Here is a 17,920-nt window from a genome sequence, read left to right on the forward strand (position 1 = left end):
TGCACGCCATCACACAGCGTGTGCCCGATGCGGGAGGGGAGCTGCTGCAGGCGGCTTTCTATGGCAGGATCGCCGCAGGCTGGAAAAGGGTCAGGAGGGTTCTTTTTCAGCGTTTTCATGATATGCCGGAAAAGGGGGAAGAGAAAATGCGCAGGCTGATCGGCCGGATGGTGGAGCGGTGGCGGAGCTTTTACCGCAGATCGAGCATCCAGATGATCCTTTCCCTCTCGTTTACAGCGGTCGCGGTGACTGGCATGATCTTTCTTGGCCTGTCGCTGTTCCTGCGGTTTTCGGTTTCGACCAACCATCAGCTCGCCGAGAGCAGCGAGCGGGTGATGGCGCAGGTCAACCTGCACCTCGATTCCTACCTGCGCAGCATGATGCGGATGTCGGATACGGCCTATTACCGGGTCATCAAGCGGATAGACCTGGAGACCGACACGATTGATACCGAGCTGAACCTGCTCTACGAGGGGAACCGGGACATGTTGGTGTCGATTGCGGTTTTTTCTCAAAAGGGGGAGCTGGTTTCGGTTGCCCCTCTTTCCACCCTGAAAAACAGCATTTCCCCGCAGTGGCAGGAGTGGTTCCTCTCCGCGCAGGGAAAGATCGAGAACCTGCATTTTTCCACCCCGCATGTTCAGAACCTGTTTGAAGACCCGGATTATCGCTACCGGTGGGTGGTGTCGCTCAGCCGGCAGGTCGAACTGACCCGCGGCGGCCGGACCGAGAGCGGGGTGCTGCTGGTGGATATGAACTTTGGCGGGATCGAGCAGATCTGTAAGGATGTGGAGCTTTCTCCCTCGGGAGGGTACCTCTACCTGATCGACGGAAACGGCGAGATCATCTACCATCCGCGTCAGCAGCTGATCTATTCGGACCTGCTGGAGGAAAACAATCTCCATGCTGCACAGTATCCGGATGGCAGCCACGAAGAACTGTTCCAGGGCAGGCAGCGGCAGGTGATCGTCCGGACGGTGGGGTATACCGGCTGGAAATTGGTCGGTGTGGTACCGCTCGACGGGATGCTGGACGACTATGACCAGCTGTTCCTCTTTGCGCTGTTTGTGGTGCTTTTCTCGGTCTTTCTGCTTGCGTTTATCAACCTGCGTCTGTCCGAGGGCATTTCGGTGCCCATCAAGGCGCTCGACCGGTCGGTCAAGGAGCTGGAAGCCGGAAGCACCGAAGTGGATTTCAATGTCAGCGGCCCGTATGAGATCGAGCACCTTGGCCGCTCGATCGATTCATTGGTCTCGACCATGCACCATCTGATGGACGACATCATTGAACAGGAGCAGCAGAAACGCCGGAGCGAACTGGATGTGCTCCATTCCCAGATCAACCCGCATTTCCTCTATAATACGCTGGATTCGGTGATCTGGATGACTGAAAACGGGCGGACTGACGAGTCGGTCCGGATGGTGACCTCCCTCGCGCGGCTGTTCCGGATTTCGTTAAGCAAGGGAAAAATGATTATCCCGGTTGCGGATGAGCTGGAGCATGCCCGGCATTACCTCACCATCCAGCAGATGCGGTACAAAAACCGGTTCACCGCCCGGATTTCGGCTGAGGACGGCGTACCGGCGCTTTATACGATCAAACTGGTGGTCCAGCCGATTCTGGAAAACGCGATCTACCACGGGATGGCCTATGCGGACGGGGAAGGCGAAATCCTGATCCATGCCTTTCTGGAAAACGGCGACCTGGTGATCGAGGTGGCGGATAACGGGCCGGGTATGCCAAAGGAACTGGCTGACCGTCTGCTGGACCAGGAGTACAGCCCGCCGGGGTCCAAAGGTTCGGGAATCGGCCTGCGAAATGTCCACCAGCGCATCCGGCTGACCTTCGGGGAGCCGTACGGTGTGACCATCCAGAGCGAGCCGGACAACGGGACTGTTGTCCGTATCCGGGTTCCGGCGCTCAAAACGCCCGATGCAGGAACGGGGAAAGGGGAAGCCAGATGAAACGCAGACATATCTTTCAGATGGGAGTGCTCTCCCTGTTCGGGATGGGGGTGCTGCTCTCAATGGTTGCATTCGATCCGCCCGGCCTGCACCGGAAACAGGAGCTTTTGTCTCTTTCCGTCATCCTTCGGGGGGCCGACAGTGCCAGCTGGCCGGCGCGGCAGGGTATGGAACAGGCGGCGGTCGATCTGGGCGCGGAGCTGCGTTTTCTGGCGCTCGACCGCCCCAACCATGCGGGCGAACAGAGCAGCCTGCTTGCGCGTGAGGTGGAAGGCGGCGCCGACGGGATCAAATCGGATATGTCTGCCAGCGGGGCGGTTGCCTGTATTTCGGCGGACAACGCCGCACTGGGGGAAGCGCTGGGGCGTGCCGCGATCAACGGGGTGCCGCTCGGCGGGACGGTCCTGCTGCTCGACAGCGTTCCAGGCAGTTCAGGTATGGCACAGCGCCTGTCACAGGCCGCACGCATCCTGGAGGAAAACGGGAGGCGGGCGGAAGCGCTCGGTATCCCGGACGCACACGACTTGGGCGAGTTTCTGTCAGAGAGGTACCGCACCGACCCGCCCGATGCAGTGGTTGCCTTTGATTCGGAAACGCTCGAATCTGCGGCGCGGCTGGCGCGGGAGTTTGAAAAGCCGCCGCTGCTCTATGGGATGGGCGGCACCAATGTGGTGGTCTCAGGTCTCGAACGCGGGGAGATCATGGCGATCGCCTCCCAGAATGAGTTCGCGGCCGGGTATCTGGCGGTCGAAGCAGCGGCACAGGCGGCGCGGGATGCGCCGCAGCAGGCGGTGGAGCCGCTGCCCTTTCTGATTTCCCGACAGGAGAATATGTATGATTCCAACCATGAAAAGCTGCTCTTCCCGGTCACGCGGTAGGAGCCATGTAGAGGTGACAGCAATGAACCATTCATTTTTGAGAAGGGCGGCCTTGCTGGCAGCAATCGGTTTTTGCTGTCTGGCCGGATGCGCGGAGGAAGAACCGGAAACGGTACGGATCGGCGTGGCGCTCTACCAGCAGGATGACACCTTCCTTTCAACCATTGTTCAGAATCTCGAACAGCAGGCGAAAGAGCGGGAAACAGCGGACCGAAAGCTCAACCTGAATATTGCGGATGGGCGGGGCAGCCAGGCGGCGCAGAATGAACAGATTGAGCGTTTTCTGAAGCAGGGCTATGATGTGGTCTGCGTCAACATCGTGGACCGTACCGCGGCCGCAGTGCTGATCGATAAGGCGCGTGCATCCAACGTGCCGCTGATCTTTTTCAACCGGGAGCCGGTGGAAGAAGACCTGATGCGGTGGGATAAGGTGTTTTATGTCGGGTCGGATGCGGAGCAGTCGGGGCTGCTTCAGGGCGGAATCGTGCGGGATGTGTGGAAGGCTGACCGCGGCTTGATCGACCGCAACGGGGACGGCCTTCTCCAATATGTGATGCTGGAAGGGGAGCCAGGGCATCAGGACACGCTGCTGCGCACCGAAAACAGTATCAAAGCGCTGACCAAAGCATGGGTGCCGGTCGAGAAGCTCGCGAACGATTCCGCAAACTGGCAGCGCGGGCAGGCGCATACCCGGATGGCCCAGTGGCTCAAACAGATCGGGCAGCAGGTCGAAGTGGTGTTTGCCAACAACGACGACATGGCGCTCGGCGCGATTGACGCCTGTTTTGAGGCGGGAATGTCGGAGGATCAGCTCCCGTTTGTCGTGGGGGTGGATGCGACGCCGCCCGCTTTGGAAGCGATCGCAGAGGGGACCCTCAAGGGGACGGTGCGCAACAATGCATCGGCGCAGGCGTCCGCGATGCTCGATCTCGCCTGCGCACTCTCCGCCGGGGAAGGACTCAACGGGATAGAAGGGCTGAAAAATGGGAAATATATCCGGACAGAATACGCCGTGGTGACCCCCGAAAACCTGGACGAGTTCCTCCCTTAGGATCTGTTTCGTAATTCTTTATGCAAGGGGGCTTAACGCCAAAATATATCTGACCGTGGATGCGCATGGTAGCGGAGCCGATTGGCCATATCGGTGTGTACCACGCTGAAAAGCAGAACGGCGTTACCACCCAGCACATCACCATCTATTATAACTGCATCGGCACTTTCTCCGTCCTTGACCGCCGGAAAATCCCGTTTGCGGAGATCACCATGGGAACGAGAAAAGGAGTAGCCGTCAGCTACTCCCGGAGCGGATTGCCATATAGGATTTTGAGCAAAAATAATGCGGAGTGTCCCACAAGGATACTCAAATCCTATAAGGACACTCCGCATGGTCCGAATAGCGGGACTTGAACCCACGGCCTCTACCACCCCAAGGTAGCGCGCTACCAAACTGCGCCATATCCGGAGAAAAGCTGTGATACAGCTTTCTTATATTACCATAATTATTTAAAAAAATCAAGAGGAAGTATGGGGAACAAACTATACAAATAAAAGGCGAATAATATGTATATATTTATCTATATTGTTTATTCTAAAAAAATGAAATTAAAAATCAAAGAAAAAATGAGAATTTCAACGTTTATTTAAGAATAAGAGAGATATTCTAAATAAAAATCTAAAAAAGAGAATATTTGTAGAAAAAAAGAAGGAAAATCGAGAAAAATACTTGACAATATAGGCAGTAATTGCTATATTGTGTATGCAGTTTTTGCATCTGCAATTCAAAATCGATGACAATTTACCACCTAATAACGGGCGAGACTGGTGTCAACGGTTTCGCTGCGATTAGGACCGTCAAATCTGAAGGGCGGTCTAAAACCTTTTGCGGGTAAGTGGTAAGAAATCATCGGGGGTCGTAAAGACGGCCTAAATTCCGCAAAGGGGGATGCATAAATGAAAGAAAGCAATATTGTAAGCCTGAGAGACATTTCGGTCGATTTTGATGGGGAACCCATTCTCGTCGGATTGGATCTCGACATCCGTGACAAGGAGTTCGTTACCCTGCTTGGCCCGTCCGGCTGTGGAAAGACCACAACCCTCCGGACGATCGGTGGATTTGTCCATCCCAAGTCGGGTGACGTTTTTTTTGACGGACTTCGGATCAACGACCTGCCGCCGCATAAACGGAATGTCAATACAGTGTTCCAACGCTATGCGCTGTTTCCGCATCTGAATGTATTTGAAAATGTTGAGTTTGGGCTGAAGCTGCGCAAGGTACCGGAAAATGAACGGAAAGCCCGTGTACAGGAGATGCTGGAGCTGGTAAACCTTGCGGGGTATGACCGCCGCAACATTCACCAGCTTTCGGGCGGACAGCAGCAGAGGATCGCGATTGCACGTGCGCTGGTCAACCATCCGCGGGTGCTGCTGCTGGATGAACCGTTGGGGGCGTTGGACCTCAAGCTGCGCAAGGAGATGCAGATTGAGCTGAAACGGATACAGCAGACGCTTGAAATCACCTTCATTTATGTGACCCATGACCAGGAGGAAGCGCTCACCATGTCGGATACCGTCGTTGTTATGAATGATGGGGACATCCAGCAGGTGGGAAGTCCGCAGGATATTTATAATGAACCGAAGAATGCGTTTGTCGCTGATTTTATCGGAGAGAGCAATATTCTGGACGGAGTGATGTTTGAGGACTGCCTGGTGGAGTTTGCGGGCAGGAAGTTCGACTGTGTGGACAAGGGGTTCGGCAAACTCGAGCGGGTGGATGTTGTGATCCGCCCGGAGGACATCAAGGTGATTGACCCGGAGAATGCCCCCTTGAGCGGCATGGTAGAATCGGTGATCTTCAAAGGGGTACACTACGAGATGATTGTGGACGCGCATGGTTATAAATGGATGATCCATTCAACCAGAAGTGAGCAGCCCGGCGCGTTTATTGGAATGGAGGTTGCACCGTTCGACATCCATATCATGCGGAAGATGGAGGTGGAATGATGAAAACAAGAGCTACCGCCATCCCATACCTGCTCTGGATGGTTATTTTCATTCTGGTTCCGCTTCTTCTGGTCGCCTACTATGCGGTTACTACCCCCGATGGGGCTTTTACCATCGACTATATCTCTCAGGTGGGGGAATACACCCCGGTTTTGGTGCGGTCGGTCTGGCTGGCGTTTATTGCTACGGTTCTCTGCCTGTTGATCGCCTATCCTCTGGCTTTTATCATCTCCCGCAAAAGCGGTTCCGGGCAGCGCACGATGGTAATGCTGGTCATGCTGCCGATGTGGATGAACTTTCTGCTCCGCACCTACGCATGGATGACCATTCTGGAAAAGAACGGCCTGATCAACCGGTTCCTTGCACAGTTCGGAATTGGCCCGCTCGAGATGATCAACACGCAGGGCGCGGTTGTACTCGGCATGGTATACAACTATCTCCCGTTCATGATCCTGCCGCTCTACTCGGTAATGACCAAGATTCCCAATGCATTGATTGAGGCGGCACAGGATCTCGGCTGCAACGGGGTCCAGGTGCTTATCAGGGTGCTGCTGCCCCTCACCTTGCCCGGGATATCAACCGGGATTATCCAGGTGTTTGTGCCGTCGGTCTCCACCTTTATCATCTCCCGGATGCTGGGCGGCGGCGGGAACCTTCTGATTGGGGACCTGATTGACCTGCAATTTCTGGGCAATGCCTATAACCCCAACCTGGGTGCAGCGATCTCCCTTGTGCTGATGGTGATGATCCTGCTCTGTATGAGCATCACCAACCAGTTTGGCGATGAAGAGAAGGGGGAGATGCTGAAATGAAATGGCTTTCCAAATCCTATGTATGGGTCACAATGGCGTTTCTCTATGCCCCGATTGCGGTTTTGATCGTCTTTTCGTTCAACCAGTCCAAATCGCGCGGCGCATGGACCGGTTTTACATGGAACTGGTACCGCAGGCTGTTCACGAATGAAGTCATTATCAATTCGCTGATTAACACGCTGATTATCGCGGTGATCTCCTCGATCATTGCGACAGTGATCGGCACCCTTGCCGCCATCGGCATCGTCAATATGAAGCGGTGGCAGCGCAGCCTGATTATGAATATCACCTATATGCCGGTCATCAACCCGGAAATCATCATCGGCGTTTCGCTGATGCTGCTTTTCGTCTGGGTGAAGTCGATCGGCCTCCAGATCGAGTTCGGGTTTGTGACGCTGATCCTCGCGCATGTGACCTTTAACATCCCGTATGTGATCCTGAATGTCATGCCTAAGCTGCGGCAGATGGACATGTATGTCTACGAGGCGGCGCAGGACCTCGGGTGCAGCCCGTCACAGGCATTTTTCAAGGTGGTGATCCCCGAAATCCTGCCCGGCATCCTGTCCGGATTTCTGATGGCGTTCACCTACTCGCTCGACGATTTTATCATCAGCTATTTCGTGGCGGGCGCGACCTCCCAGACCCTTCCAATCACCATCTTTGCGATGACCCGCCGCAAGGTCAGCCCCGAAATCAACGCGCTTTCCGCCATCATCTTTATGGTGGTGCTCACTGTTCTTCTGCTGGTCAACCTCCATGACACCCGCATTGAGCGTGAAAACCAGCGGGGCAGAAGGGGGATGGGGATATGAAAAAGATGATCTGCCTTTTCTGCACCGCGGTGCTGTTGCTGACGGGTGCCGCTCTGCCGGTTTCGGCGGAGGTACAGGTCGGGGATACGGGTTACTACACCCGGTTTCAGGGACAGGGAAAGTCGATCAATGTCCATAACTGGGGGGAGTATATCTCTGACGGGTCGGACGACAGCCTGGCCGTGATCTCCGAGTTTGAGCAGCTGACCGGCATCAAGGTCAACTATACGACCTTTTCCACCAACGAGGAGGTCTATGCGCGCCTGCGCAACGGCGGCGCAAGCTATGACGTCATTGTGCCGAGCGATTACATGATCGCCCGGATGATCCGGGAAGGGATGCTCGAAAAGCTCGATTTTGACAATATTCCCAACTTTGAAAACATCAGCAGCGATTTCCGAAACCTGGTGTACGACCCGTCCAACGAATATTCTGTGCCCTATACATGGGGAACGATTGGCGTGATCTATAACAAGACGGTGGTGGACGAGGAGGACATCGGTGGATGGGACCTGCTCTGGAACCAGAAATATCTCGGCGACATCCTGATGTTTTCCAATCCGCGGGACGACTTCGGAATCGCGCTCAAACGGCTCGGCTACCCGATGAATCCTCAGAACACCCAGCATCTTTCTGAGGCGCTCGAGCTGCTCAAGGAACAGAAAATGCTGGTACAGGCATATGTGATGGACGAGATTTTCGACAAGATGATCGGCGGAGAAGCGGCGATTGCGCCCTATTATGCGGGGGATGCCATTACGATGATGGCGGACAACGAGGACCTTGGATATTTCGTCCCGGAGGAGGGGACCAACCGGTTTGTGGATGCGCTTGTCATTCCCAAAGGCTCCCGGGAAAAGGAGTGCGCGGAAATGTTCATCAACTTTATGCTTGAAGCCGAAGTGGGGGCGGCGAATGCCGAGTATATCGGTTACAGCTCCCCCAACACCGCCGCGCTGGCGATCCTCCCGGAGGAGGTGACAGGAAACCCGGTTGCCTATCCATCGGAAGAGGTGATCTCAAAGACCGAGCTGTGGGTGGATCTCCCGTCCGAGATGAACCTCGCGGTCGATCAGGCGTGGACCGAGCTGCTCTCGGCGGACGAGGAATACAGCCGCTGGCTGATCCCGGCATTCATGCTGATCTGCATTGCGGTTTCGGTGGGACTGAATATCTCCCGTTCCTACCGTAAAAAGAGGTATGGAAAATAACAAAACAACAGCGCCCCTCACAGGCGCAAAAAAAGGGCTGGACGCATCTGCATCCAGCCCTTTGTCAGGATTCCGACGGTTAGCAGCCGCAGCCACAACCGCAGTTGTTTGTGTAAGGGGTCGCACAGCCGTTGTTGCAGCAGCCACATCCATTGTTGCAGCAGCCATTGCCTTCGTTGTTGCAGCAGCCATTGCAGCCACAACCGTTGTTGCAGCAGCCATTGTTCGCAAGACCGAACCCACTGCCGCTGCCGCCCCAGCCGAAGATAATGATGATGAGGATAATGATCCAGAAGTAGTTGCCGCCGAAATTGTTATTGCATCCCATGAAGAATGACCTCCTAATTGTGATTTCAACTTATACTATGTCAGAGGCCCGGATTGGGTTACAGCCCGCAATTTACCGGCAGGCGAATAGAGCGGAGCACATCTGCCAATATTATGAGCGTAAGTCGCATACAGATATTTGTGGGGTGATCTTTTGTTTAAATTCAACGGCTTTACGCCAAAGGCGAACGCCGCGATCAACTGTGCGATTGAGGAAGCCTCCGCGCTGGGGCACACCTATATCGGGAGCGAACATCTGCTGCTGGGGCTGCTCGTAGAAGGCAGCGGGGTGGCCTACACCGTACTGCTGAAATGTGATGTCACCGCCGACAAGGTGCGGGAACTGCTGATCAAGACAGTGGGACGCGGGATACAGTCGGTGCTTTCCCCATCCGACATCACGCCGCGGTGTAAGCGGATCCTCGAGCAGGCGCTGATGCAGACCCGGATGAGCGGCGTGCAGGCGGCTGGCACCGAGCATATCCTCATCAACCTCCTCAAGGAGAGTGAGAGCTATGCGGTGCGGTTTTTGCGGCAGCTCTCGATCGACCCGGAATCGGTGGTCAAACAGCTCACCGAGTTCACCCAGATGATCGGTGCGGACCTCACAGGAATGAAAAAAGCTGCGCCTGTTCGTGCGAAGCCGGCGGTCAAGACCCCGCTGCTCGATAAGTACAGCCGGGACCTGACCGAACTGGCGCGTCAGGGCAGGCTGGACCCGGTGGTTGGCCGGGAGAAGGAGATCGAACGGGTGCTCCAGATTCTCACCCGGCGCACCAAGAACAACCCCTGCCTGATCGGGGAAGCCGGGGTGGGAAAAACGGCGGTGGCCGAAGGGATTGCCCGGCGGATCGTGGAGCTGAAGGTACCGCCTCAGCTGCAAAACAAGCGGTTTGCCGCGCTCGACCTGACCGCGATGGTTGCAGGGACCAAATACCGGGGGGATTTTGAAGAGCGGATCAAAAACACGATCGACGAGGTGGTGGCGGCAGGGAATGTGATCCTCTTTATCGACGAGCTGCACACCATCATCGGCACCGGCGCGGCAGAGGGCGCGGTGGACGCGGCAAATATCCTGAAACCCCAGCTCGCGCGCGGGGAATTCCAACTGGTTGGTGCGACCACGATTGACGAATACCGGAAGTTTATCGAGAAGGACAGCGCACTCGAACGACGGTTCCAGAGCGTGATGGTTGAGGAACCCTCCGAGGAGGACGCGGTGGAGATCATCAAAGGGCTGCGGGAGCGGTACGAGAACCACCACAAGATGCGGATTTCGGATGAGGCGATCCAGGCAGCGGTTTCCCTCTCGGCGCGGTATATCGCGGACCGCCGCCTGCCCGACAAAGCGATTGACCTGATCGACGAGGCGTGCTCCCGCGCAAAGATGCACGCGGCCGGCAATCCGGGGAGCCTGCGCGAGCTGGAGCAGAAGCTGGATGCGCTCAAATCCGAGAAGGAAAGCGCGATTACAACGCAGGATTTCGAGTTTGCCGCCAGCATCCGGGACCGGGAGTCCGAGCTGAAAAACCGGATCAAACGCCTGCAAAAGGGGTGGGATGGTCCGGGAGGGGACGGCGGGCTCTGCCTTTCTTCGGACGAGATCGCAGTATTGGTATCGGACATGACCGGTGTGGATGTGACCCGCCTGACCGAAGAGCAGAGCGAACGCCTGCTCCACCTCGAGGAATCCCTTCATGAGATGGTGGTCGGGCAGGAACAGGCGGTGCACGCAGTCGCAAGCGCGATCCGCCGGTCCCGGGTCGGCCTGCACGACCCCGCGCGGCCGCTCGGTTCATTCATCTTCCTCGGCCCGACCGGGGTGGGCAAAACCGAGCTTTGCAAGGCGCTTGCCAAGTGCATGTTCGGCGACCCCCACTCGATGATCCGTCTGGACATGTCCGAATATATGGAGAAACACGCGGTTTCCAAGCTGGTCGGGCCGCCCCCCGGATACGTCGGTTATGAAGAGGGCGGACAGCTCACCGAGAAGGTGCGCCGCAGGCCCTATTCGGTGCTTCTCTTCGACGAGATCGAAAAGGCGCACCCGGATTTCTTCAATATGCTCCTGCAAATCCTTGAGGATGGGATGCTGACCGATTCGCAGGGCAGGCGGGTGAGCTTTAAAAACACGATCATCATTATGACCTCGAATGTCGGCGCACGCCTGCTCAGTGAACAGAAAAGCCTTGGGTTTTCGCAGGGCGGAGAGGGCCGGGAGGCGGTGGAGAAACAGCAGGAGCTGGTGCGCAGGATGATGATTGGGGAGCTGAAAAAGGAGTTTAAACCCGAGTTTCTCAACCGTGTGGATGAGATCATCGTTTTCCACAAACTGAGCCGGTCGGAAATCCATAAGATTGCCGATAACATGCTCGACGGGCTAAAGACCCGGCTGGCAGGGCTGTCGATCGAGATCCAGTTCACACCGTCCGCGACCGAACGGATCTCAACCGATGGATTCGACCCTGTTTACGGGGCGAGGCCGCTGCGCCGGGCGATTCAGGCGAAGATCGAGGATAAACTCGCGGATGAAATGCTGCATGGCACGATCAAGGCGGGGGATAAGATCATCTGCACCTGGGAGAATGAACAATTTACCTTTTCCTGATTGATGAATGCGGCGGAATATGGTACAATCTAATCATGACAGGTTCTTAGAAAAGGAAGGATTGCAATGATTGGAAAGACCAAAGAGATCAGTGTAACAGTGGACCGGGAGAAACTTGCCTGCACCGTGGGGAGCGGGAGCCTGGAGGTGTTCGCAACCCCGATGATGATTGCCGCGATGGAGCAGGCCGCCTGCACGCTTTTGCAGGAGTTCCTGGAGGAGGGGCAGACCTCGGTGGGAACCATGATGCATGTCGCACATTCAGCGGCGACCCCGCTCGGGATGCAGGTGACAGCGGCCGCCACAATCACCGCACAGGAGGGACGCAAGGTAGAATTTGAGGTATCCGCGCGGGATGCGTGCGGGGAGATCGGGCGGGGGACCCATACGCGGTTTGTCGTCGACGCAGCAAAATTCCTCTCCAAGACCAACGCGAAGCGGGAGGCGGCAGAGTGAAAACACTGGTGATCTTCGACCTGGATGGCACCCTGCTGAACACGCTTGACGATCTCGCGGCTGCGGCAAACCATGCGCTTGCGGAACAGGAGCTGCCGGTCCACCCGGTGGAACAGTACAAAACATTTGTCGGAGATGGGGTCTATAAGCTGATCGAGCGGATGACGCCGCCCGCCCAGCGGGCGGATACCGCGCTGGCCGCCCGTTTGAAGGAGGGGTTCGACCGTTATTACGCGGCACACGGCGAGGAACTGACCGCTCCCTATCCGGGCGTACTCGACACGCTTGACGCCCTGCGGGAACGCGGCGTGATCTGCGCGGTGCTTTCGAACAAACCACATGAATTTTCAGTCCCGCTCTGTAAGCGGTTTTTCGGCGACCGGCTCCGGTTCGTCCATGGGCAGCGGCAGGGGTATCCCCGCAAGCCCGACCGCAGGCTGGTGACCGAGCTGCTCGAACTGGCGGATGCCCAGCCGGAGGACTGCCTGTATGTCGGGGACTCCGGGGTGGATATGCAGACCGCCAAAAATGCGGGTGTATTCGCGGTCGGTGCACTCTGGGGCTTCCGCACCCGGGAGGAACTGGAACAGGCCGGTGCGGATACGGTTGCCGGGTCGATTGAAGAAATCCTGCATCTGCTCTGACCGGGCCAGTACATTGAAAAACAAGGGCTTCCATGGTTCAAGCGGTATTTTCTGGGAGACGCTTGACAAACGCTGCGTGATGGTGTAGAATAACCCCAATATCTGAACAAAGGCAGGGAGAGGGACGGCAGGTTCCGGATTCCGTTTACAGAGAGCCGGTGGTTGGTGGAAACCGGCAGCGGAGGGGATTTTGTTTATCACCCTTGAGCCGGGCACTCAAAACGGTTGTGAGTAGGTGTCTCCGCTGGACAGCGTTACAGGTCAGGAGCTTGTTGGAGCTCTGATGAGAGGCGCAGATCTGCGCAATGCGGGTGGTACCGCGGGTATGTTTGGTAAAAACAGGCTCGTCCCAGTGTTGGGGCGGGCCTTTTTGTTTTGTTCAGAGAAGATTTTTTTGGAGGGATCGACCATGCAGGATCAGATTTTGGAAATTGCACAGCGAATCCGCACCTTGCGGGAGATTATGGAGTTCACCCCGGCGGAGATGGCGCGGGCAGCGAGCGTCACCGAGGCGGAGTACCAGGAATATGAGGCGGGGAACAAGGATTTCAGCTTTACCTTCCTCTATAACTGCGCGCAGAAGTTCGGGGTGGACATCATTGAACTGCTGACCGGTGAAACCCCGCGGCTGTCCTTTTATTCGATCGTCCGCAAGGGCGAGGGACTGAACATTGAGCGCCGCAAAGGGTTCACCTATCAACATATGGCCTACCGGTTCCAGGACAAGACGGCCGAACCGTTCCTTGTCACCGCGCCCTATTTTGCGGAGGAGCAGGACCAGCCGATCCATCTGTCCCGGCATCCGGGGCAGGAGTTTGATTACATCATCAAAGGACAGCTCAAAGTGCAGATGGAGGGGCACACCGAATATCTGCATGAGGGCGACGCCATCTACTATGATTCGGGCCACGGCCACGGGATGATCGCGACCGGCGGGGAAGAATGCGTATTTCTGGCAATCGTGATGAAGGACGAAGAAGAAAAAGGGGAGTAACAGGATGGATATGGAACATTTTTACCAGCGCTTCTGCAAGGAGGGGTTCGACGAAAACGGAGTGCTCAGCTTTTTTGAGCCGCTTCCTGCGGACAATTTCAACTTTGCCTATGACGTGGTGGACGAGATCGCGCGGCTGGAGCCTGACCGCCGGGCAATGGTCTGGTGCAATGTCCCGGGTGAGGAGCGGGTATTCACCTTTGGCGAGATGAAACAGTATTCGGACAGGTGTGCCCAGATGCTGGCCAGACGAGGGGTCAAAAAGGGCGACAAGGTGCTCCTCGTGCTCAAGCGGCACTACGAATTCTGGTTTACCGTTCTCGCACTGCATAAGATCGGTGCGGTTGGCGTCCCGGCAACCAACCTGCTCACCACCAAGGACATCCTCTACCGGTTTGAAGCGGCGGGCATCACTGCCTGTGTCTGTTCGGGAGAATGCAGCATCACATCCTATGTTGATGAGGCCTGTCAGAAATATCATGACATCGGCGCAAAATGGATTGTGCGCGGCTCTCGCGAAGGCTGGCTCTCCTATGATGAGGAGATGTCCCAGTGTGACGGGAACTGGGAACGGATAGAGACCTCCAAAGATGACCCGATGCTGCTCTATTTCACCTCCGGGACCACCGGCTTCCCCAAGATGGTGGTGCATAATATGGCCTATCCGCTGGGGCATATCGTAACAGCGCGTTACTGGCACAATGTCCACGCCGACGACCTGCATCTGACGGTTTCGGAGAGCGGCTGGATGAAATGTGTCTGGGGCAAGCTCTACGGACAGTGGCTCGCCGGTGCGTCGGTCTTTGTCTATGATTTTGATAAATTTGTCCCGTCCGACCTGCTGCATGTGATGGAGAAACACAAGGTCACCACCTTCTGTGCGCCGCCGACCGTCTACCGGTTCTTTATCAAAGAAGGGCTGGGGGAGTACAACCTTTCCAGCCTGCGTTATTCGACTACCGCCGGCGAAGCGCTCAACCCGGAGGTCTATAACCGCTGGTTCGAGTTCACCGGGCTCAAGCTGATGGAATCCTACGGCCAGACCGAAACGGTGGTGCAGACCGCCAACTTTGTTGGGACTACCCCCAAGCCCGGCTCCATGGGCAAGCCATCGCCGCTTTATGACATCCACCTGGTAGACGAGGATGGGAAGGATGTCCCGCGCGGCGCGGTGGGCGAGATTGTGATTAACACCGATAAACCGCATTATGCGCTGTTTTCCGGCTACTATCGGGATGAAGAGATCACCCGGCAGGCGTGGCATGACGGCTACTACCATACCGGGGATACCGCGTGGATGGATGAGGATGGGTATTTCTGGTATGTCGGGCGGACGGACGACGTAATCAAGGCGTCGGGCTATCGGATCGGCCCGTTTGAGATCGAAAGCGTCCTGATGGAGCATCCCTCGGTGCTCGAGTGCGCGGTCACCGGCGCGCCTGACCCGATCCGCGGCACCGTTGTCAAGGCAACCATCGTTCTGACAAAGGCATATCAGCCGTCTGAAGCGTTGAAGAAAGAGCTGCAAACCTATGTAAAACGCCAGACCGCACCGTATAAATATCCGCGGATCGTCGAATTCGTTGATGAGCTGCCCAAAACCATCTCGGGTAAGATCCGCCGCACCGAAATTCGGGCGAAGGATCAGCAGAAATAAAACAGCAGAAACACAAAAGGCACGTAGTGGAAGATACACGTGCCTTTTTGCTGCCTGAAAATCAGGGCAGTCTTTCAAAAACGGAAGAGCTGAGATCGCCCGCCTGCTATCCGGAACATACCACTTCGTCAGAAACCATTCCGCTGTGTTTTTGCGGTCCGTTTTTTTAGTACCTTGAAGATATATGCGGCAATGATACGGAACCCGGAGGGTTTTTGTGCACTTTTGCAGGCTGTATGAATATAGTGGAAGAGATGCTTTCGGGAGGTGGACAGGTGAAACCGATCGTAATTCGAGTGAAAAAGAAAAAGCTGCGGGCGATCAAACTGGTTTTGGCAGGGGTGCTGGCGATGGTCCTTGTGCTGGTGATGGACAGCCGGCTCCGCCCGCTGATTACCATGATTGCCTCCTATCAGGCGAAACTCTCGGCGACCCGCTCGATCAACAATGCGGTCATCGAGGTGATCTCTAAGGAGGATGTGGTCTATAACAACATCATCAGCATGGTGCAGGACGAGAATGGCGAGATCGCCTCGATCGAAACCGACATGATTACCGTCAACCGGTTGAAATCCGAGATCACCAACCAGATTTCTGACCAGCTTCTGGAGGATTCCGACCGCGCAGTCCTGATCCCGATCGGTACGGTACTGGGCGGGCAGCTCTTTTCGGGACGCGGCCCCAACATGGAATTCCGCATCCTGCCGGCAGGATATGTCCACACCGAGATTTATAACAACTTCGAGTCCGCCGGGATCAACCAGACACTGCACCAGATCATGCTTTCGGTCGATGCGACGGTCAGCGCGGTTGCCCCGGTCTATACCACAACCACCGACATCACCACCAACTTCTGCATCGCCGAAACGGTGATTGTAGGCAAGGTGCCGCAGGCGTTCACCGACATCAACGGCGATAAATCCAGTCTGCTGAACATGAGGAATGATTATGCCGCGGAACCTCCGGCAGAGTCCCCTGCGGGAATTTCCTGATTGAGTGGCGGCCGGTCTGAGGAAAGCGGAAGGTCTGACAGGCGCAGCCTCTGGAAGGAACCCGTTCCTTTCGCCTCTGCTTTCTCAAGAGGTTCCCCATGTCCCAGTTTTGTGTCTTATGCGGGCGTCATCCGGATGATTTTTTTACCCAATTTGTGCGCAATCCCTTTTGCAGACGCTTGGAATGTGTTAAAATAGAAAACGTAGACCGAAGGCGGTCTAAGGGAGGGGCGTACATATGCGTTTCGATTGGAGAGAGCGGATTTTGGTTCCGGTGCGGGCAAACCTTGCCAGCTTCTGCCGATGGCTGATGGTTGCGGCGGCGGTTGGTTTGGTGGTCGGTGCGGCGGGAAGTACATTTTATTACCTGCTCCACTGGGTTACCGATCTTCGCACCAAACATGGATGGCTGGTCTGGCTGCTGCCATTTGGAGGGCTGCTGATCGTGGGCTGTTATCGGTTGAGCAAGGTGGAGACGCCCAAAGGGACCAATCTGGTGCTGGCAGCAGTGCGCTCGGGGGAGCCGCTGCCTGCGCGGATGGCGCCGCTGATTTTTGTTTCCACGGTCCTGACCCACCTGTTTGGCGGTTCCGCGGGACGCGAAGGGGCAGCGCTTCAGCTCGGCGGGAGCCTGGGAACACTGGTCGGACGGTGGCTCAAACTGGATGACGACTGCAAAAAGATCGTGATTATGTGCGGGATGAGCGCGGGTTTTACAGCGCTGTTCGGTACGCCGGTTGCGGCGACGGTCTTTTCGATGGAGGTCATCAGCGTCGGGGTGATGTACTACGCGGCATTGGTGCCCTGCGTGGTTTCAGCGGTGGTTGCATATGCACTGGCGGGGCGCCTCGGCATACCGCCCGAAGCGCTTTCCATCCAGACGGTCCCGGCGTTTGCGCTTTCGACAGTATTGCGGGTACTGCTGCTGGGGGTGCTCTGCGCGGGGATCAGCGTGGTGATGTGCGCTGCGTTCCATCAGGCAAACCGGCTGTTCCGGCAATACCTGCCCAACCAGTATTTGCGGGCATTTTCGGGAGGGGTCCTGGTGCTCCTGCTGATGCTGGTTTTCCAGACCCGGGACTACCTCGGCGCGGGGATGCCGGTCATCAAAGCCGCGATCACCGGGCAGGCACGTCCGGAAGCATTCCTTCTCAAAATCCTGTTCACCGCAATCACGCTCGGTGCGGGATTTAAGGGGGGAGAGATCGTCCCGTCGTTTTTTGTCGGCGCAACCGGCGGCTGTCTGATCGGGCGGATGATCGGCCTGGAACCCGGCTATGCGGCGGCGCTGGGAATGCTTTCGGTGTTCTGCGGAGTCACCAACTGCCCGATCACGGCGCTTGTGCTTGCGTTCGAGATCTTTGGGTTCGTTTCCCCAAAAGGGTTTCTGCTTGCACTCGCATCCAGTTATATGCTCTCTGGATATTACAGCCTGTACAGTGCACAGAAGATCATGTACAGCAAAATGCGCCCGAAGTACATCAACAAGCCGACCCATTGAAGGTTCCGCAGGGCTGTCGCCGCATGTATGTAGTGGCAAAAACGTGCGAGGGTTGTCCGAAATA

The 17,920-nt window shown here is 56.3% G+C and carries 16 protein-coding genes, 1 tRNA gene and 1 other annotated feature; of the genes, 15 read left to right on the plus strand and 2 right to left on the minus strand.

Going from position 1 to position 17,920, the window contains the following annotated elements; all coding sequences use genetic code 11:
- The first annotated feature begins 146 nt into the window (after positions 1-146).
- From C814_RS06495 to C814_RS24445, 4 genes are read left to right on the plus strand one after another with little or no spacing between them, the layout of a single operon-like run.
- On the plus strand, positions 147-1,964 hold the full coding sequence (locus C814_RS06495) for a cache domain-containing sensor histidine kinase (RefSeq protein ID WP_016314825.1): 1,818 nt from the start codon (positions 147-149) through the stop codon (positions 1,962-1,964).
- Entirely contained in the window at positions 1,961-2,842 is an 882-nt protein-coding gene (locus C814_RS06500) for a substrate-binding domain-containing protein (protein WP_016314826.1), read from the plus strand. The genes C814_RS06495 and C814_RS06500 overlap by 4 nt, the downstream gene beginning before the upstream one ends.
- Positions 2,843-2,864: 22 nt before the next feature.
- The gene (locus C814_RS06505) at positions 2,865-3,893 is read left to right on the plus strand and encodes a galactose ABC transporter substrate-binding protein (protein WP_031219379.1); all 1,029 of its coding nucleotides are present in this window, start codon (positions 2,865-2,867) and stop codon (positions 3,891-3,893) included.
- Between the two features lie 59 nt (positions 3,894-3,952).
- A complete protein-coding gene (locus tag C814_RS24445) occupies positions 3,953-4,249 on the plus strand; it encodes a DUF4368 domain-containing protein (RefSeq protein ID WP_242828982.1) in 297 nt (98 codons plus the stop codon).
- Here the strand turns inward: C814_RS24445 and C814_RS06515 are convergent.
- Positions 4,228-4,304: transfer RNA gene (locus C814_RS06515), tRNA-Pro, on the minus strand. The genes C814_RS24445 and C814_RS06515 overlap by 22 nt on opposite strands.
- 488 nt (positions 4,305-4,792) lie before the next feature.
- On the opposite strand from C814_RS06515, the gene C814_RS06520 reads away from it, so the two are divergent.
- From C814_RS06520 to C814_RS06535, 4 genes are read left to right on the plus strand one after another with little or no spacing between them, the layout of a single operon-like run.
- Positions 4,793-5,842, plus strand: coding sequence for an ABC transporter ATP-binding protein (locus tag C814_RS06520; protein ID WP_016314829.1), 1,050 nt, complete (start codon positions 4,793-4,795; stop codon positions 5,840-5,842).
- A complete protein-coding gene (locus C814_RS06525; protein WP_242828983.1) occupies positions 5,839-6,654 on the plus strand; it encodes an ABC transporter permease in 816 nt (271 codons plus the stop codon). Before C814_RS06520 ends, C814_RS06525 begins: the two co-directional genes overlap by 4 nt.
- Positions 6,651-7,466, plus strand: coding sequence for an ABC transporter permease (locus C814_RS06530; RefSeq protein WP_016314831.1), 816 nt, complete (start codon positions 6,651-6,653; stop codon positions 7,464-7,466). The genes C814_RS06525 and C814_RS06530 overlap by 4 nt, the downstream gene beginning before the upstream one ends.
- The gene (locus C814_RS06535; protein ID WP_016314832.1) at positions 7,463-8,677 is read left to right on the plus strand and encodes an ABC transporter substrate-binding protein; all 1,215 of its coding nucleotides are present in this window, start codon (positions 7,463-7,465) and stop codon (positions 8,675-8,677) included. Before C814_RS06530 ends, C814_RS06535 begins: the two co-directional genes overlap by 4 nt.
- 79 nt (positions 8,678-8,756) lie before the next feature.
- Here C814_RS06535 and C814_RS06540 read toward each other — a convergent pair whose 3' ends face one another.
- On the minus strand, positions 8,757-9,005 hold the full coding sequence (locus tag C814_RS06540) for a hypothetical protein (RefSeq protein WP_016314833.1): 249 nt from the start codon (positions 9,003-9,005) through the stop codon (positions 8,757-8,759).
- 153 nt (positions 9,006-9,158) lie between these two features.
- Here C814_RS06540 and C814_RS06545 point away from each other — a divergent pair, with 153 nt between their 5' ends.
- From C814_RS06545 to C814_RS06575, 7 genes are all read left to right on the plus strand, one after another.
- Positions 9,159-11,612, plus strand: a complete 2,454-nt coding sequence (locus tag C814_RS06545) for an ATP-dependent Clp protease ATP-binding subunit (RefSeq protein WP_016314834.1) — start codon at positions 9,159-9,161, stop codon at positions 11,610-11,612.
- Between the two features lie 66 nt (positions 11,613-11,678).
- Positions 11,679-12,068: a thioesterase family protein gene (locus C814_RS06550; RefSeq protein ID WP_016314835.1), complete on the plus strand. Its 390-nt coding sequence runs from the start codon at positions 11,679-11,681 to the stop codon at positions 12,066-12,068.
- Positions 12,065-12,712 (plus strand): HAD family hydrolase, encoded by a 648-nt coding sequence (locus C814_RS06555; RefSeq protein WP_016314836.1) that lies wholly within the window; start codon positions 12,065-12,067, stop codon positions 12,710-12,712. Before C814_RS06550 ends, C814_RS06555 begins: the two co-directional genes overlap by 4 nt.
- 106 nt (positions 12,713-12,818) lie before the next feature.
- Positions 12,819-13,067 (plus strand) — a binding site (T-box leader).
- Between the two features lie 54 nt (positions 13,068-13,121).
- On the plus strand, positions 13,122-13,706 hold the full coding sequence (locus tag C814_RS06560) for a helix-turn-helix domain-containing protein (protein ID WP_016314837.1): 585 nt from the start codon (positions 13,122-13,124) through the stop codon (positions 13,704-13,706).
- Positions 13,707-13,710: 4 nt separating this feature from the next.
- Positions 13,711-15,363: an AMP-binding protein gene (locus C814_RS06565; protein WP_016314838.1), complete on the plus strand. Its 1,653-nt coding sequence runs from the start codon at positions 13,711-13,713 to the stop codon at positions 15,361-15,363.
- Positions 15,364-15,638: 275 nt separating this feature from the next.
- A complete protein-coding gene (gene yunB / locus C814_RS06570) occupies positions 15,639-16,355 on the plus strand; it encodes a sporulation protein YunB (RefSeq protein ID WP_161909964.1) in 717 nt (238 codons plus the stop codon).
- Positions 16,356-16,593: 238 nt separating this feature from the next.
- On the plus strand, positions 16,594-17,856 hold the full coding sequence (locus tag C814_RS06575) for a chloride channel protein (RefSeq protein ID WP_016314840.1): 1,263 nt from the start codon (positions 16,594-16,596) through the stop codon (positions 17,854-17,856).
- Positions 17,857-17,920 lie beyond the last annotated feature (64 nt).

It is taken from the genome of Anaerotruncus sp. G3(2012), assembly GCF_000403395.2.
Classification (GTDB): Bacteria; Bacillota; Clostridia; order Oscillospirales; family Ruminococcaceae; genus Anaerotruncus.

Bases quoted from the DNA above. Each gene is read 5' to 3' on its own strand.
- C814_RS06495 (WP_016314825.1), top strand. From the start codon at position 147: ATGCGCAGGCTGATCGGCCGGATGGTGGAGCGGTGGCGGAGCTTTTAC.
- C814_RS06500 (WP_016314826.1), top strand. From the start codon at position 1,961: ATGAAACGCAGACATATCTTTCAGATGGGAGTGCTCTCCCTGTTCGGG.
- C814_RS06505 (WP_031219379.1), top strand. From the start codon at position 2,865: ATGAACCATTCATTTTTGAGAAGGGCGGCCTTGCTGGCAGCAATCGGT.
- C814_RS24445 (WP_242828982.1), top strand. From the start codon at position 3,953: ATGCGCATGGTAGCGGAGCCGATTGGCCATATCGGTGTGTACCACGCT.
- C814_RS06520 (WP_016314829.1), top strand. From the start codon at position 4,793: ATGAAAGAAAGCAATATTGTAAGCCTGAGAGACATTTCGGTCGATTTT.
- C814_RS06525 (WP_242828983.1), top strand. From the start codon at position 5,839: ATGATGAAAACAAGAGCTACCGCCATCCCATACCTGCTCTGGATGGTT.
- C814_RS06530 (WP_016314831.1), top strand. From the start codon at position 6,651: ATGAAATGGCTTTCCAAATCCTATGTATGGGTCACAATGGCGTTTCTC.
- C814_RS06535 (WP_016314832.1), top strand. From the start codon at position 7,463: ATGAAAAAGATGATCTGCCTTTTCTGCACCGCGGTGCTGTTGCTGACG.
- C814_RS06540 (WP_016314833.1), bottom strand. From the start codon at position 9,005: ATGGGATGCAATAACAATTTCGGCGGCAACTACTTCTGGATCATTATC.
- C814_RS06550 (WP_016314835.1), top strand. From the start codon at position 11,679: ATGATTGGAAAGACCAAAGAGATCAGTGTAACAGTGGACCGGGAGAAA.
- C814_RS06560 (WP_016314837.1), top strand. From the start codon at position 13,122: ATGCAGGATCAGATTTTGGAAATTGCACAGCGAATCCGCACCTTGCGG.
- C814_RS06565 (WP_016314838.1), top strand. From the start codon at position 13,711: ATGGATATGGAACATTTTTACCAGCGCTTCTGCAAGGAGGGGTTCGAC.
- C814_RS06575 (WP_016314840.1), top strand. From the start codon at position 16,594: ATGCGTTTCGATTGGAGAGAGCGGATTTTGGTTCCGGTGCGGGCAAAC.